The sequence below is a fragment of the Streptococcus sp. HMSC076H09 genome (assembly GCF_001811765.1).
In the GTDB taxonomy this organism is placed as follows: domain Bacteria; phylum Bacillota; class Bacilli; order Lactobacillales; family Streptococcaceae; genus Streptococcus; species Streptococcus agalactiae.
Genome location: NZ_KV806614.1, coordinates 241,172 through 257,447 on the forward strand (window position 1 = coordinate 241,172; position 16,276 = coordinate 257,447).

Consider the following 16,276-nt stretch of genomic DNA (forward strand, 5'->3'; position numbering starts at 1 on the left):
AAACTTAACAATATCCAAACTTTCAATAAAAAAGTAGAGATTTTTTAATCCCTACTTTTTTATTATTCTCAGTCAAAGTCAACGTATTCTTTTTGAAGTTCGATAACTTCTTCCATAGTTGAACACTCTGAAAGAGCACGATTAGCGTATTCTTCCATTTTAGCTGTGTCCAATTTTTTCATTAAGCTACGTGTACGAAGTACTGAGGTTGCTGACATTGAGAATTCATCCAATCCCATACCAACAAGAAGTGGAACCGCAGTTTGATCACCGGCCATCTCACCACACATACCTGCCCATTTACCTTCAGCATGAGCAGCTTTGATAACGTTGTTAATCAAACGAAGGATTGATGGATTGTATGGTTGATAGAGGTATGAAACTTGCTCATTCATACGGTCCGCAGCCATTGTGTATTGGATAAGATCATTAGTACCAATTGAGAAGAAATCAACTTCTTTTGCAAATTGGTCTGCAAGCATAGCTGCCGCTGGGATTTCAATCATAATACCAACTTCAATGCCTTCAGCTACTGCTACACCGTCAGCTAACAAGTTCGCTTTCTCTTCTTCAAATATAGCTTTAGCAGCACGGAATTCTTTAAGCAAAGCAACCATTGGGAACATGATGCGTAGCTGTCCATGAACTGAAGCACGAAGAAGTGCTCGGATTTGTGTGCGGAACATTGCATCACCAGTTTCAGAAATTGAAATACGCAATGCACGGAATCCTAAGAATGGGTTCATCTCTTTTGGAAGATCAAAGTAAGGAAGCTCTTTATCTCCACCGATATCCATTGTACGAACAACAACTGGTTTACCATTCATACCCTCAAGAACTGCTTTATATGCTTCATATTGCTCATCTTCTGTTGGGAAATCTTGTGAATCCATATATAAGAACTCTGTACGGTAAAGACCAACTGCTTCTGCTCCATTTTCGTTAACACCCTCAACATCTTTAGGTGTACCGATATTAGCAGCTAATTCAAAATGTTTACCATCAGCAGTAACTGTTTGTGCATCCTTAAGAAGTGCCCATTCAGCTTTTTGCTTGGCATAAGCTTCACCTGCTGCCTTGAAGGCTGAAATTTGAGCTTCAGTTGGTTCAATGATAACTTCACCAGTAATACCATTAACAGCAATCAACTGACCATCTTGAACACGTTCAGTAATATCATTTGTACCAAGAACAGCTGCGATTTCGAGTGTACGTGCCATAATAGCTGAGTGACTTGTACGCCCTCCAATATTTGTTACAAAAGCTTTAACAAATTGTTTATTTAATTGAGCTGTATCAGAAGGTGTCAAATCGTGTGCAATAACGATTGATTCTTCATTGATAGTTGCTGGGTTTGGTAATTTAACACCCAAAAGATGTGCTAAGACACGTTTGGCAACATCACGGATATCTGCTGCACGTTCTTGCATGTATGGGTTATCTTCCATACCTTCAAAGATAGTGATGAACATATCAGTCACTTCTTTAAGACCTGTTTCTGCATTTACTTGTTTTGCACGAATAGTCTCTTTAATTTGATTAATCATTTCTGGGTCAGAAAGAACCATTAAATGAGCATCAAATACAGCTGCGGCTTCTTCGCCTAAGCTTTCTACTGCCTTCTCACGGATAACAGAAAGCTCGTCTTGTGAAGCTTGGAGTGCAACATCAAGGCGAGCTTCTTCTGCGTTTGTATCTTCGACTGTTACAGTCTCAAATGACAAATCCGGTTGGACAAGTAGATATGCTCTAGCAACTGCAACACCATCAGAGGCTGCGATTCCTTTAAGCATTTCTGTCATTTTCTTATGCCAATCCTTCTTTTGTCATTGTTTCTTCGATAGCTGCAATTGCATCATCTGCATCTGCACCTTCTGCTGAAATAGTAACATCAGCACCTTGACCAACACCAAGACTCATAACACCCATGATTGATTTAAGGTTTACTGCTTTACCTTTGTAATCAAGCGTGATGTCTGAAGCAAATTTGCTAGCTGTTTGGACAAGCAAAGTAGCTGGACGTGCGTGAATACCTGTTTCTGCAACAATGTGGAAATCTTTTGAAGCCATATTATGGTTCTCCTTTTGTCATTTGTAAATATTTGAGTCACCTATTGGTAACCCTTACAAGTTAAAAGTATAACATATTGCTTTTTATTTTTCAAGATTAAATGTCTCAAACAGAAAAAAACTTGAATGTTTTCCACAGCTTTTCATATTAAAAATGAGAGTCTTAGAATTTAAAAATAGAATTCTAAAAATGATTTTTTTATGTTCTTCTGAAAGGAATTGGAAAACAGGCTGAAAGCTTTTAAACTAACCCTAAAAACGAAATATAGTGTCTCATTTTATTTTAAGACACTATATATTGTGTTTTGTTAGAAATAAAACACTTGCTTTTTCCATTCTTTTTTTATATGCTATTACCATGAAAAAAATTAGGAGGACAACATGGCAACTATTACTGTTTTTTCGAAAAACAACTGTATGCAATGTAAAATGACTAAGAAATTTCTTGACCAGCACGGTGCTGATTTTGAAGAAATTAATATTGATGAAAAACCAGAAAAAATTGAATATGTGAAAAATCTCGGCTTTTCTGCGGCTCCAGTGATTGAAGCTGGTAATGTTGTTTTTTCAGGTTTCCAACCAAGCAAACTAAAAGAACTTGTTTAAGCAAATTAGAGTCTGGGAATAAAGCAATTAATTGCTTTATTCCCATTTTGTATTGTTAAGTTAAGAGGATAAATTCAATGAGTTTAAAAAATATTGGCGATGTATCTTACTTTCGCCTAAATAATGAAATTAACCGTCCTGTTAATGGACAAATCCCACTCCATAAAGATAAAGAAGCCTTAACTGCTTTTTTCAAAGAAAACGTACAGCCTAATTCAAAAGCTTTTGACTCAATCACTGATAAAATTGCTTACCTCCTTAAGTATGATTATCTTGAAGAAGCTTTCCTCAATAAATATCGTCCTGAATTTATTGAAGAATTATCTACCAAACTCTTCGATAAAAAGTTTCGTTTTAAATCCTTCATGGCAGCCTATAAGTTTTATCAGCAGTACGCATTAAAAACAAATGATGGAGAATACTATTTAGAAAGTATTGAAGATCGCGTTCTCTTTAACGCTCTTTATTTTGCAGACGGTGATGAAAAACTAGCAACTGACTTAGCTCTAGAAATGATTTCACAACGCTATCAACCTGCAACACCAAGTTTTTTAAATGCTGGTCGAAGTCGTCGCGGAGAATTAGTCTCATGTTTCTTAATCCAAGTAACTGATGATATGAATGCTATTGGTCGTTCAATTAATTCAGCTCTTCAATTATCTCGTATTGGTGGTGGGGTTGGAATATCACTTAGCAACCTTCGTGATGCTGGAGCTCCTATCAAAGGTTTTGCTGGTGCTGCTTCTGGAGTTGTTCCAGTCATGAAATTATTTGAAGACAGTTTTTCTTACTCCAACCAACTTGGACAACGCCAAGGTGCTGGAGTTGTTTACCTTGACGTTTTCCATCCAGATATTATTTCATTCTTATCAACTAAAAAAGAAAATGCTGATGAAAAAGTACGTGTAAAAACATTGTCATTAGGGATTACTGTACCCGATAAATTCTATGAACTAGCACGTAACAATCAAGAAATGTACTTGTTTAGTCCTTATAGTATCGAACGTGAATATGGTGTTCCTTTCAGCTATATTGATATTACCGAAAAATACGATGAATTAGTCGCTAACCCTAATATCACTAAAACAAAAATCAATGCTCGTGATTTAGAAACAGAGATTTCTAAACTTCAACAAGAATCAGGTTATCCTTACATCATCAATATTGACACTGCTAATCGTACTAATCCTATTGACGGAAAAATTATCATGTCAAATCTTTGCTCTGAGATTTTGCAAGTACAAAAACCAAGTCTTATCAATGATGCTCAAGAATACCTTGAAATGGGAACTGATATTTCTTGTAACCTTGGCTCAACTAATGTTTTAAATATGATGACATCTCCTGATTTTGGAAAATCAATTAAAACAATGACTCGTGCTCTAACTTTCGTTACTGACTCATCAAATATTGAAGCTGTTCCAACTATTAAGAACGGAAATGCTCAAGCACATACATTTGGACTTGGAGCAATGGGACTCCACTCCTATTTGGCAAAAAATCATATCGAATATGGTAGTCCAGAATCAATTGAATTTACTGATATTTATTTCATGCTAATGAACTACTGGACCTTAGTAGAATCAAACAATATTGCCCGCGAACGTCAAACAACATTTGTAGGTTTTGAAAAATCAAAATACGCTGACGGTACATACTTTGATAAATATGTATCTGGAAAATTTGTTCCACAATCTGACAAAGTAAAATCCCTATTTGCTAATCATTTTATCCCCGAAGCTAAAGATTGGGAAAACCTTAGATACGCAGTTATGAAAGACGGATTATATCATCAAAATCGGCTTGCAGTTGCTCCGAATGGTTCTATTTCGTATATCAACGATTGTTCAGCATCTATCCATCCTATTACACAACGTATTGAAGAGCGTCAAGAGAAAAAAATCGGGAAAATTTATTATCCAGCTAATGGCTTAGCTACAGATACTATCCCTTATTACACTTCTGTCTATGATATGGATATGCGTAAAGTAATAGACGTCTATGCCGCAGCAACTGAGCACGTAGACCAAGGTCTCTCAATGACACTCTTTTTACGAAGCGAATTACCAAAGGAGTTGTACGAGTGGAAAACAGAAAGTAAGCAGACTACTCGCGACCTTTCAATCCTACGTAACTATGCTTTCAACAAAGGTGTGAAATCAATCTACTATATCCGTACTTTTACAGATGATGGTAGCGAAGTCGGAGCTAATCAATGCGAAAGTTGTGTCATCTAACGAAGAAACTCTACTTAAAACATCAGAAACTAGACTGAGATAAACTATCTCAGTTTCATGATGTTATCTTATTTTCTAAGGTATTTTCATCTTTATTTTTCTAAAAATCGATAATACTTGAAATATTGCTAGATCAGAATTCTATATTCTACTCTTCTTCCATCATCATTATATAAAAACCTATTTACCATTGGAGAAAACCATGACAACTTACTACGAAGCTATAAACTGGAACGAAATTGAAGATGTTATTGATAAATCAACTTGGGAAAAACTAACCGAACAATTTTGGCTCGATACACGTATCCCTTTATCAAATGACTTAGACGATTGGCGCAAACTTTCTGCTCAAGAAAAAGATCTTGTTGGCAAGGTTTTTGGAGGCTTAACCCTACTTGATACCATGCAATCAGAAACTGGTGTTGAAGCTATTCGTGCCGATGTTCGCACGCCTCACGAAGAAGCTGTCTTAAACAATATTCAATTCATGGAATCTGTTCACGCTAAATCTTATTCTTCAATTTTCTCAACTTTAAATACTAAATCAGAAATTGAAGAAATTTTCGAGTGGACTAATAATAATGAGTTCCTTCAAGAAAAAGCACGTATTATCAATGACATTTATGCTAATGGAAATGCCCTTCAAAAAAAGGTGGCTTCCACCTACCTCGAAACTTTCCTTTTTTATTCTGGCTTTTTCACACCTCTTTACTATTTGGGAAATAATAAGTTAGCAAATGTTGCTGAAATCATTAAATTAATTATTCGTGATGAATCTGTACATGGTACTTATATCGGTTACAAATTCCAGCTTGGTTTTAACGAATTACCAGAAGATGAGCAAGAGAATTTTCGTGATTGGATGTATGACCTCCTTTATCAGCTGTATGAAAACGAAGAAAAATACACCAAGACACTTTATGATGGCGTAGGATGGACTGAAGAAGTTATGACCTTTTTACGCTACAATGCTAATAAAGCTCTTATGAATTTAGGACAAGATCCTTTATTCCCAGATACAGCAAATGATGTCAACCCAATTGTTATGAATGGTATTTCAACAGGAACATCAAACCATGACTTCTTCTCTCAAGTAGGTAATGGTTACCTACTTGGTAGCGTTGAAGCTATGCATGATGATGACTATAACTATGGATTATAAGAAAAAGACACTGATTTAGTGTCTTTTTCTAGTTAAATACAAATTTCTTGACAAGCAAACCCTTTCAAGATAGAATGTTAGAGTAAATACACAAGGGAGTGCCTTGAGCTGAGATTGCAGATATGCAAAATCCTCTAACCTGATCTCGTTAGGACGAGCGTAGGAATTGTGGTTTGAATTGGTTAAACATGACAAATGACAAAAGAATCTCCTTTGCTGTATAAAAAAAGGAGATTTTTTATGTCAAAAAATAACAACACTACCTGTCTTATTGAAACTGCTATTTTTGCAGCGCTTGCTATGGCTTTATCAATGATTCCTGATTTTGCGTCATGGTTCACTCCCTCTTTTGGAGCAATTCCTCTGATACTTTTTGCATTACGTCGTGGTACAAAATACGGTCTATTTGCTGGCTTAATTTGGGGCTTATTGCACTTTGTTCTTTCCAAAGTATATTACCTTAGTTTATCCCAAGTTTTTATAGAATACATCTTAGCATTTATAAGTATGGGACTTGCAGGCGTATTTTCTGCTAAATTTAAAGATGCACTTAGCAGCAGCTCTAAAACTAAAGCTTTATCATTAGCATTATCTGGAGCAATATTAGCAACATTTGTTCGTTATGTTTGGCATTATATCGCTGGTGTTATTTTTTGGGCTAGTTATGCACCAAAAGGTATGTCTGCTACATTATACTCATTAAGCGTCAATGGTACTGCTGGTTTGTTAACTCTATTTTTTGTAGTCATTAGTATTATTATTTTAGTTATCAGCTACCCTAGCTTCTTTTTACCTAAGAAATAAAAAAAATAAAAGGATTGATTTTCAAAGAATCAATCCTTTTATTTTACACTAATATAAGTTTTTTGATAAAAAATCTAGCTACTACTATCTATAAAAATGACGCGCTGCTTTTAAAGACTTAATGAGAATGTAGATATGAATAGATGTTGTTATAATAATTGCTACAATCTCCACTTTTTGAAAAACAAATGAGATAAAGAATAATACAAAATAGATCGTAGGGAAAATAAAACCACTTAAATTCATGACAATATCAAAACACATCTTATAATTTGATTCCAACTCTGCTTCGTCCAATTGTAAGACATTGTTTTTCAACTCTTTTAAAGTTGGAGCGACTGTCATTTTTATACCTCGGATATTCTGATATACCTTTAAAAAATATATATGTAAACCCCATAAAACAAATAGCAGTGATAAATCATATATTGGAATAACTAAAGTAACTGAATCATCAAAAATATTTAGTTTATAGTTAAATAAAGTATTAACTATACTGAGTACTATTGAAATTGACACAAAAGTCATCCCATAAGAATGTCTTAAATTAATCTGGCGATAAATTTCTTCAGATTGACTTTCATCAACATTGAAAAAAACTTTCTGATATTTTTGAATCTGATAGAGGTAGATGAGACTAAAGAGAGCTGTTATAATTACAACAATACGACTAACCCATAGGAAATATTGAATAATATTAATTTCAGATAAGTACTTATTTTGACCAAATATGATAAAAAGAGCTCCTACGGAACCAAGTATGGCCCCTATAAAACCACCAATTAAAAGGCTTTTGATAATTCGAACAAATGTAGTATCACTTTGTTTTATAAAATCTTTCATCGTTATTCCTCCGTTGACACTAAACTAAAAACATTCTCTAGGGATTCTTTAAATACTTGAGAAACCTTCATAGCAATAATAACAGATGGCGTATATTCTCCGCGTTCAATTAGGCTAATTGTTTGTCTTGAGACTCCCGTTAATTTGGCGAGTTCTGTTTGATTGATACCATCTCGTGCACGCAATTCTTTGAGCCTATTTTTTAAAATTAATCCCATCATTTTTCTCCTTTATAAAATGATATATAGATTTATCCCTCGCTCTATTTATTGACTGGACGCAATTCCTTGATATCATGAATACGGACAATACGTACCTCCTCTTTACTTCGTTTCAAGTTGCGACGAATCTGTACCCAATCCTCATCTACCTTTAAAATCTCATAAGGATGCGTTTGAAAACCATCCTCTAAATAAATCATACATGTGCTTCCTACTAAATCTTGAATCATTTGTTTTTCCTCCCTGATTTATTTTTTCTAATTGTTTAACTCTACGACTGAGTGCCTTTTGCTCTTTAGGTACACCAATATACATCATGACCATAAAAAAAGCCATTAAGCCAAAAAATTCCATCTATCTACTCCCTTTCTTTTTGCAAACAAAACTCAAGCCCTGCAATTGATGCTACCAACACACAAAATACAATTTCATTTACTTCTATTATATCAAGCATATCAAGAGCAAGATTACTCACCATACATAAGCAAACTAGGGTTTCCATAACTCTTGCAACCATCCGACCTGTAATAATAAATTCCTTTTCATTTGACTAACTCCTAAAACCATTGTGCTTTTGAAACAATGATTAATTTGATTGTTAAATGATTAAGTGATTTTAACACGCTTCTCCTTTGATATTATTTTTCTTTTTTACAAATACATTGTAACAAATTATTTTCATTTTGACAACTATAGTTGTCAAAATGAAAATAATTATTAGCAAAGATTATTGATATCATTAAAATATCACCCCAAAAAAGGTTACTAAATTATTTCTATTTAGTAACCTTTTGAATCTTCAATTTTTAGTTAAAGCCTCTTTGGCCATAAACTTATAAAGGCCCGAGTAACGTCCTCTATAATCTTTTTTCCATGGTTTATCTCGTCCTGCAAAATGCAAGAAAACAGTATGGTTAATAACCCACTCTAAATCCCATTCATTGCGACTTTTTAATTGATAAATAAGACTATACCTAGCATCATAATTATAAATTTCATCAGGTATTGGTTTAACCAAATTAGCGTATAAGCCATTTAAGATATCCTGATCTGGTAAGATTAGACGACCACGGTTTTGCATCATGTAATCTAAGATAGTTTGTTGATGAACAACTTTTCGTATAGCAGGCAAGTTCATCAAGAGTACCCCTGTATTGAAATAAGAGGATTCTAGCTCTACATTTTTTAACCGTAATTTATTGACATAATCTAGAAACTTACCATCAGTATTATGACTTGCCGCTGCATATAGTTGATCACCTAACTCCATATCATATAAACTTGAGAAATCATTTAAGCAAAGCATATCTGCATCTAAATAAAGTATCCTATCTAAGGTCTCAGGTAAAAATTTATGAGCCAAAAGTCGATAATATATTGTATCTGGATAGCGATCAGTTGTAGGTGCCTGAGCAAATACTTCGGTACCTACAATTATTGGATGATAGCCAACTTCTAAATTTTGAGTATATTGAATAAGTTCTGTATGACGCTTGAGTAATGTTTTTTGTAAGACATATATCTCTAACTTACGATTCTTGGTTTGTCGGACAAGCGAATAAAGCATCACTTTAAAATGATCTACGTACATATCATCAATAGAAAATAATAGATTCATGAGTTGGATCCTCTCCGTAGTATATCTTCTTTCATCCTAACATATGTCTAAAGAAAAACCAAGTTTGAGTTAAAACTTGGTTATCTTTTATATAAAACTTCCCCATAATATAGCTAAAATAATTGCTGGCAACATATTGATAACTTTAATATTTAGGTTAAAGAGTAAATTAACACCGACACAGAATATAAGCATATTTCCTACTAAGTTAAGGTAATCTAAAGATGATGGATTAAGTAGGCTCCCCATGAAAAAAGCAACAATCGTAAGGCTACCTTGTAGTAAAGCGACAGGAAGTGCAGAAAATAGAGCTCCTTTCCCTAAAGACACTGTCATAATTGCAATAATAATCATGTCTAACATTCCCTTAGCAAATAAAATCGAATGATCTGCTGCTATACCATCTTGAATGCTACCAACAACGGCCATTGCTCCAATACAAACGGTACAAGTTGAGGTGACGAATGCCTCCACAAATTTAATATCGTTACCACTTCCTGTTTTTTGCTTAAGATAGTTCCCAAATTTATCAATATACGAATCTAGTGATAGCAACTCTCCAAGTACCGTACCTAGAGCAAGAGTAATAATCATCATATTTGTATGATTAGAGATGAGATGTGACTTTTCGACTAACATCATTTTCTCCAAAACACCTGATATCGAAATAAATAAAACTGCAACTCCCATGGCTTGCATAAGGCTCTTTTGAAGTGATTCTTTCAAAAAATTTTTCAAAAATAAACCTACAAAGCCTCCAACTATAATAAGAATAACATTGATAACTGTTCCTAAACCAACCATATTTCTCCTATATACACAAAGGAACAGAACGATGTTCTGCCCTTTGTCTGTTTTATTTACTAACTAAATGAGAGGTGTTTCTTATAAATTTTCTGCAACTGCTGCTAGCAACTCTGCAATTTTACTTGCATCGCTACCACCTGCCATAGCCATGTCTGGTTTACCACCACCACGACCTGATACAATTGGTGCCAATCCTTTGATCATGTTACCAGCGTGGACATCTTTAGTTTTGCTTGCAACAAGGACATTAACCTTCTCACCAATAGCTGCTACGAGAACAAGCACATCAGAGTAGTCTTTTTGTTTCCAGTTATCAGCAAATGTACGAAGTGCACCTGCGTCTGCAACATCAACTTGACTAGCAATGAAGCGCACGCCCTTAGCTTCTTGAATATCTTTAAAAACATCACCAGCTGCTGCAGCTGCTGCTTTTTCTTTAAGCTCTACATTTTCTTTTTGAAGATCACGAAGTGAGTCGCTAAGAGCTTGTACTTTAGCTGCTGCATCTTTCAATTGCGGAGCTTTTACAGTAGCAGCGATCTCTTTTAGTGCATCCTCTTGGTTACGATAAGCTTCAAAAGCTTGTCTACCAGTAACTGCAATAATACGACGAGTGCCTGAACCAATACCTTCTTCTTTGACAATCTTAAAGAGACCGATTTCTGAAGAATTATTTAAGTGAGTTCCACCGCAAAGTTCAACAGAATAATTACCAATTTGAACCACACGAACCACTTTACCATATTTCTCACCAAAAAGTGCCATTGCTCCCATCTCTTTTGCGGTTTCAACGTCAGTTTCAGTCGTTGTGATTGTAAGAGCGTTCCAAATTTGCTCATTAACTTCTTGTTCAATGTGACGAAGTTCCTCATTGCTTACTGCTTCAAAGTGAGTAAAATCAAAGCGCAAGAATTCTTCTTCGTTCAATGAACCAGCCTGAGTTGCGTGTTCACCGATAACATTGTGAAGGGCTGCATGGAGCAAGTGAGTTGCTGTGTGGTTTTTCTCAACAGCCAAACGACGCTCTTTGTTGATTTCAAGTGTGTAGTTTGTTCCAACTGAAAGTGATGCCAAAACGTTTACAGTGTGTAGAGGTTGACCATTTGGTGCTTTTTGGACATCAACAACCTCAGCAACTGTGTCACCCTTATCATTTTTGATTCTACCTGTGTCAGCAACCTGTCCACCCATTTCAGCATAGAATGGTGTTTGAGCAAAGACAAGAAGGGCTTGGCCTTCTGAAACAGCTTCAGTACGTTCATTATCAGCAATGATAACTGAAAGACTTGATTCAAGACTATATGTGTCGTATTCGAAGCGTGATTCTTCAACGATACCAGCTAGAGTTTCATTTTGCATACCCATTGAGCCACCCTTAACAACAGCTGCACGCGCACGGTCTTGTTGTTCTTTCATGGCTGACTTAAAGCCTTCGTGGTCAATCTTGTAGCCTGCATCTTCTGCCAATTCCTCTGTCAATTCGACTGGGAATCCATAAGTATCATAAAGTTTGAAGATATCTTTACCTTCAAGTGTATCTTTACCTTCAGCTTTAAGCTGCGCAAGCAATGAATCCAAGTGACCGCTACCTGCATCGATAGTACGAGCAAATGTTTCTTCCTCACGTTTAACGATTTTCTCGATAAAATCACGTTTTTCAAGCACTTCTGGGTAGTAGCTTTCCATGATTTGTCCAACAGTCGGAACCAATTTGTAAAGGAAAGTTTCGTTGATGCCAAGACGGCGACCGTGCATAACCGCACGACGAAGAAGACGACGAAGAACGTAACCACGACCTTCATTTCCAGGAAGCGCACCATCACCGATAGCAAATGAAAGCGCACGGATGTGGTCAGCGATAACCTTGAAACTCATGTTGTCGCCATCTGGATCGTAAGTTTTACCTGACAATTTCTCTACTTCACGGATGATAGGCATGAAAAGGTCAGTTTCAAAGTTTGTTTTTGCCCCTTGCATAACAGCTGCAAGACGTTCAAGACCAGCACCCGTATCAATGTTTTTGTTTGGCAATTCTTTGTATTCTGAACGTGGTACGGCTGGGTCAGCATTGAATTGTGAGAGAACGATGTTCCAGATTTCGATGTAACGATCGTTTTCGATATCTTCAGCCAAAAGACGAAGTCCGATATTGTCTGGATCAAAATCTTCACCACGGTCGAAGAAAATCTCAGTATCTGGACCTGAAGGACCAGCACCGATTTCCCAGAAGTTATCCTCGATTGGCACCAAGTGACTTGGTTCAACGCCACAAGCAATCCAACGGTTATATGAATCCTTGTCATCTGGGTAATAAGTCATGTAGAGCTTGTCTTTAGGGAAGTCAAACCATTCAGGACTTGTCAAGAGTTCAAATCCCCACTCAATAGCTTCATCACGGAAATAGTCTCCAATTGAGAAGTTACCAAGCATTTCAAACATAGTATGGTGACGTGCTGTTTTACCAACATTTTCAATATCATTAGTACGAATTGATTTTTGTGCATTGGTAATACGTGGATTTTCTGGAATCACTGAACCATCAAAATATTTTTTCAAGGTTGCAACACCTGAGTTGATCCAAAGAAGCGTTGGGTCATTAACAGGAACCAAGTTAGCTGAAGGCTCAACGGAATGTCCTTTGGATTTCCAGAAATCCAACCACATTTGGCGGATTTGTGCAGACGATAATTCTTTCATTATTCTCTCCTAAAATTAGTTTGATGCATTTTTTTCTAACTCTTTGACATAGTCGATCGCTATGACAAGCGAAATTGTCAAATCGTTGTAAGTTTCATTGTAAACTTCTACCTGATAAGTTGAAGTCATACGAAACCACTGTTGAGATATGTTTGCTATAACTTGATTGTCTTTTAAGAGTTGGAAATCCATATCCCAAAAATTTCCCTTAACTTCCATATCAAGGTCTTCAATGGTGTAATGAGGTTTCAAAAATGAGAAATCTTTCTTAATCGTGAAATGATTCCCATTGGCTAATGTCACATTAAACTTTGGTAAAAAACTTAAAACCTTCTTCTCAATCTGACTAATCAGATGCCCCTCTTCGTCAAAGACTTTAAAAGTCTTAGGTAGAGGGAACAAACTTCCTTCAACGTGATAACAGGGAAGCCCAGTCTGGTCTGTAATAGTAAATTTACCGCCTAGAGAAAACATTTTTTCTTTAATTTGAAAAGTAGCCATATCTCTTCCTCCTCGAAAGTTGACAAATAGCAAAAGACAAGCCCATTACGAAGGGCGAAAACCGCGGTACCACCTTCATTCAATGAACTTGTCATTCTCATTTATTTTTAGTTTTACCCTATTGAGTAGCATCTTTTTCTGATTATCCATGACTCGCAGCAACCGTCACTTTTCTGTATCTAATCGTTGAAATTTCATTCTCAATAGTATTAATTATACAGTCTTTTTAAGACTTGGTCAACTATTTTTTAAGTGATGATGAACCACTTGTTGTAGCATATTGTGATAAGATGCCTGCAAATGCTTTATCTTTAATCTTAACGTTAGCTTTTTCTAAGGCTTTTGAAATCACTTTATTTTGGAAGGATCTATCGCTTGTTTTATCCTTAAGAATAACTTCTTTTAAGCGATTTTTGTAAGATTTCCAATCAGATTTTTTCTCTGTCTTATCAGTTACTTTAATGATGTAGTAACTTGTTTTATAAGTTGTTGAATCAACCGTTGAAACCACATCTGAAACACCATTTTTATCTAGCTTAAAGGCTGCTGACATAACTTCTTTAGGGAGGCTTGTCCCTGCAGAATCAAATTTATACTCAACTTTTTTATCAGTAGCTGTTGTTTTTTCTTTTGCAATCTTTGCAAAATCAGCTCCATCAGCCTTTACATCTTTAAGGACAGATTTAGCTTTATCTTCTGCATCCAATTTGATTACTTGTACAGAAGTTTCAGGAGTATAGTTTTTATATGCTTCTTTATAGTTTGCTTCTGTTAATTCTTTCTTAGCTGCTTCTTTTACAGCATATTCCACAAGCATAGTTGTGCGAATTTGTTGTTTGTAACCTTCTGGAGTCAAACCTGCTTGTGAAAGTGCGCTTGAAAATGAATTACCATAGCCTTTAGCTGTCTTATTATAAGCTTCTGATACTTTTTTATCTGAAACTTTATCACCATACTGTGTATCAAAAACACGTGAGAGGATCAATGTAAGCATTGATTGTTGTGCAGCTTTTGATGTTTTTACTTGATCATAAAAATCAGAGACTGTGATAGTGTCGCCCTTCATTGTAACAACATTTGTTCCATTTGATGTTTTACCTGAGCAGGCAGCTAATGTGGCAACTGACATAAGTGTCAAAAAGCCTGCTGCAAGTTTTGATCTTGTTTTCATGATTTATAACTCCTTTTTGTCATTAACTCCATTATTATATCATAATTTCTTAAAAATGCCTTAATCTTCTAGTACAATATGCTCTGCATTTTTACGAATCATCAATAAACCATCTCCCAAAGGTACCAAAGTAGCAGTTAAATCAGGATGTCGCAAAGTCGAGTCAAATAAACGTTGCAGACCTCGGTAGATAGTTCGCTGACCTCTTCTCACTTCATCGATAGGTTTTGCAATATCTCCACCTTGGAAAATATCATCTAAAACAACTACTCCTCCAACGTCTAAATGTTTTAATACTTGAGGTAAAAAAACGATATATTTAGACTTAGCAGAATCCATAAATACAAAATCGTAAGATTTATCCAATGTTTGTAACACATCCACAGCATCGCCTTCCAAAAGGGTTATCTGATTGTGATTATCATATTTTGCAAAGTTTTCCTTAGCCAAGACAATCATCTCTTCATTACGATCGATCGTTGTTATCTTTGCTTCAGGAGCATTTTCTGCCATCAAAAGGGCCGAAAAACCAATGGCTGTTCCAATTTCTAAAATGTGCTTAGGTTGTAATGTTTGCATCAAAAAACGAAAATAAGTCGCTGTTTCATGAGGTATAATAGGGATATTTTCCTGTTTAGCAAATGCTTCTAACTCTGCTAAACAGCCATTATTTTGTTTTTGGTGCTGACGCATATATTGAACAATTTCTTCTTTAACTACTGGACGGCGCATATTATGATTAGCATTTTTACTGTAAGATTGAACCACTTTTGGCTCCTCTTTTCTATTTTAAATAATAACTTTTTTATTATAGCAAAAAATGTCTAGCTCTGAGAATGATTTAATCCAAACGAGTGAAATCAAGTGATATTATATCCTTGAGACTTGAAATATTATAGTTTTCTTTGGAATTCTCTAACCTTAAGTTTATGGATTTTATACCAGCATTTTGAGCAACCTCCAAATCTAGGGGACGATCTCCTATGTAATAAGTCATTGATTTATCTAAAGAATATCGTTTAACTAAATAATTAATCCCTTGTGGATGTGGTTTTCGCTCGAATCCAGAAACACCAGTTAAAATTTCATCAAAATAATGAGAGATCTGCAAGGTTTCCAACACTGAATGCGTACTTGCTCCTTTATGTGTATACATAAAATTGGGGATATCTTGTTCTTTGGTCCATTCTAAAATCTCTTTTGCATATGGCATTAAATGTATTTTAGAATCTCGACTTTCTTGTTCTTTTGTAAAATATGCTTTCAGTTTTTCATGAGGTATTTGCTCTTCCTCTGAAAGGTTTACCAATAATTGCCCCACTGATTCCTGTAAAATATATTCATGGATTAATTCTTTATCAAATATTAAGCCAAAATGACGATAGGTTTCTTCAAGAGCTTCCATAATTGGTACATACGAATCTATTAATGTCCCATCTAAATCCCAAATAAAAGTAAGCTTTTTCATCCTATTTCCCTTCTTTTTTGACAATAGCAGTTTTGGTCTCATAAAAATCATAGCTTGGGTAGGTATTTCCA

General features: G+C 35.3%; 15 protein-coding genes, 1 pseudogene and 1 riboswitch. Of the genes and pseudogenes, 4 read left to right on the forward strand and 12 right to left on the reverse strand.

Features of this window, described 5'->3' with window-relative positions; all coding sequences use genetic code 11:
* Window positions 1-68 precede the first annotated feature (68 nt).
* On the reverse strand, window positions 69-1,802 hold the full coding sequence (gene ptsP, locus HMPREF2818_RS08205; protein ID WP_000138155.1) for a phosphoenolpyruvate--protein phosphotransferase: 1,734 nt from the start codon (window positions 1,800-1,802) through the stop codon (window positions 69-71).
* Window positions 1,803-1,806: 4 nt separating this feature from the next.
* Window positions 1,807-2,070, reverse strand: a complete 264-nt coding sequence (locus HMPREF2818_RS08210) for a phosphocarrier protein HPr (protein ID WP_000146945.1) — start codon at window positions 2,068-2,070, stop codon at window positions 1,807-1,809.
* 381 nt (window positions 2,071-2,451) lie between these two features.
* Between HMPREF2818_RS08210 and HMPREF2818_RS08215 the strand changes: the two genes are divergently transcribed.
* The 4 genes from HMPREF2818_RS08215 (at window position 2,452) to thiT (ending at window position 6,879) form a co-directional block, all read left to right on the forward strand.
* Entirely contained in the window at window positions 2,452-2,676 is a 225-nt protein-coding gene (locus tag HMPREF2818_RS08215) for a redoxin NrdH (RefSeq protein ID WP_000201430.1), read from the forward strand.
* A gap of 77 nt (window positions 2,677-2,753) precedes the next feature.
* The gene (nrdE, locus tag HMPREF2818_RS08220; protein WP_070518642.1) at window positions 2,754-4,913 is read left to right on the forward strand and encodes a class 1b ribonucleoside-diphosphate reductase subunit alpha; all 2,160 of its coding nucleotides are present in this window, start codon (window positions 2,754-2,756) and stop codon (window positions 4,911-4,913) included.
* A 202-nt stretch (window positions 4,914-5,115) separates the two neighbouring features.
* Window positions 5,116-6,075 carry a class 1b ribonucleoside-diphosphate reductase subunit beta gene (nrdF, locus tag HMPREF2818_RS08225; RefSeq protein ID WP_000214845.1) on the forward strand — a complete coding sequence of 320 codons (960 nt, stop codon included), beginning with the start codon at window positions 5,116-5,118 and terminating at the stop codon, window positions 6,073-6,075.
* 84 nt (window positions 6,076-6,159) lie between these two features.
* Window positions 6,160-6,258: riboswitch (TPP riboswitch) on the forward strand.
* Window positions 6,259-6,315: 57 nt separating this feature from the next.
* The gene (thiT, locus tag HMPREF2818_RS08230) at window positions 6,316-6,879 is read left to right on the forward strand and encodes an energy-coupled thiamine transporter ThiT (protein ID WP_000042136.1); all 564 of its coding nucleotides are present in this window, start codon (window positions 6,316-6,318) and stop codon (window positions 6,877-6,879) included.
* An 84-nt stretch (window positions 6,880-6,963) separates the two neighbouring features.
* Here thiT and HMPREF2818_RS08235 read toward each other — a convergent pair whose 3' ends face one another.
* The 10 genes and pseudogenes from HMPREF2818_RS08235 to HMPREF2818_RS08280 form a co-directional block, all read right to left on the reverse strand.
* Entirely contained in the window at window positions 6,964-7,722 is a 759-nt protein-coding gene (locus HMPREF2818_RS08235; protein ID WP_000651265.1) for a DUF3169 family protein, read from the reverse strand.
* 2 nt (window positions 7,723-7,724) lie between these two features.
* Window positions 7,725-7,940, reverse strand: coding sequence for a helix-turn-helix transcriptional regulator (locus tag HMPREF2818_RS08240; protein ID WP_000522959.1), 216 nt, complete (start codon window positions 7,938-7,940; stop codon window positions 7,725-7,727).
* Window positions 7,941-7,984: 44 nt separating this feature from the next.
* Window positions 7,985-8,267, reverse strand: a pseudogene (locus tag HMPREF2818_RS10010) (hypothetical protein).
* A gap of 475 nt (window positions 8,268-8,742) precedes the next feature.
* Entirely contained in the window at window positions 8,743-9,561 is an 819-nt protein-coding gene (locus HMPREF2818_RS08250; RefSeq protein ID WP_001050374.1) for a glycosyltransferase family 8 protein, read from the reverse strand.
* Between the two features lie 87 nt (window positions 9,562-9,648).
* The gene (locus HMPREF2818_RS08255; protein ID WP_000232924.1) at window positions 9,649-10,365 is read right to left on the reverse strand and encodes a DUF554 domain-containing protein; all 717 of its coding nucleotides are present in this window, start codon (window positions 10,363-10,365) and stop codon (window positions 9,649-9,651) included.
* 81 nt (window positions 10,366-10,446) lie between these two features.
* Window positions 10,447-13,065 (reverse strand): alanine--tRNA ligase, encoded by a 2,619-nt coding sequence (gene alaS / locus HMPREF2818_RS08260; RefSeq protein ID WP_000661546.1) that lies wholly within the window; start codon window positions 13,063-13,065, stop codon window positions 10,447-10,449.
* Between the two features lie 15 nt (window positions 13,066-13,080).
* Window positions 13,081-13,566, reverse strand: a complete 486-nt coding sequence (locus HMPREF2818_RS08265) for an LURP-one-related/scramblase family protein (RefSeq protein ID WP_000190196.1) — start codon at window positions 13,564-13,566, stop codon at window positions 13,081-13,083.
* Between the two features lie 241 nt (window positions 13,567-13,807).
* On the reverse strand, window positions 13,808-14,737 hold the full coding sequence (gene prsA / locus HMPREF2818_RS08270; RefSeq protein WP_000857818.1) for a peptidylprolyl isomerase PrsA: 930 nt from the start codon (window positions 14,735-14,737) through the stop codon (window positions 13,808-13,810).
* 60 nt (window positions 14,738-14,797) lie between these two features.
* A complete protein-coding gene (locus tag HMPREF2818_RS08275; protein ID WP_000250858.1) occupies window positions 14,798-15,505 on the reverse strand; it encodes an O-methyltransferase in 708 nt (235 codons plus the stop codon).
* A 73-nt stretch (window positions 15,506-15,578) separates the two neighbouring features.
* Window positions 15,579-16,205 (reverse strand): HAD hydrolase-like protein, encoded by a 627-nt coding sequence (locus HMPREF2818_RS08280; protein WP_000736939.1) that lies wholly within the window; start codon window positions 16,203-16,205, stop codon window positions 15,579-15,581.
* Window positions 16,206-16,276 lie beyond the last annotated feature (71 nt).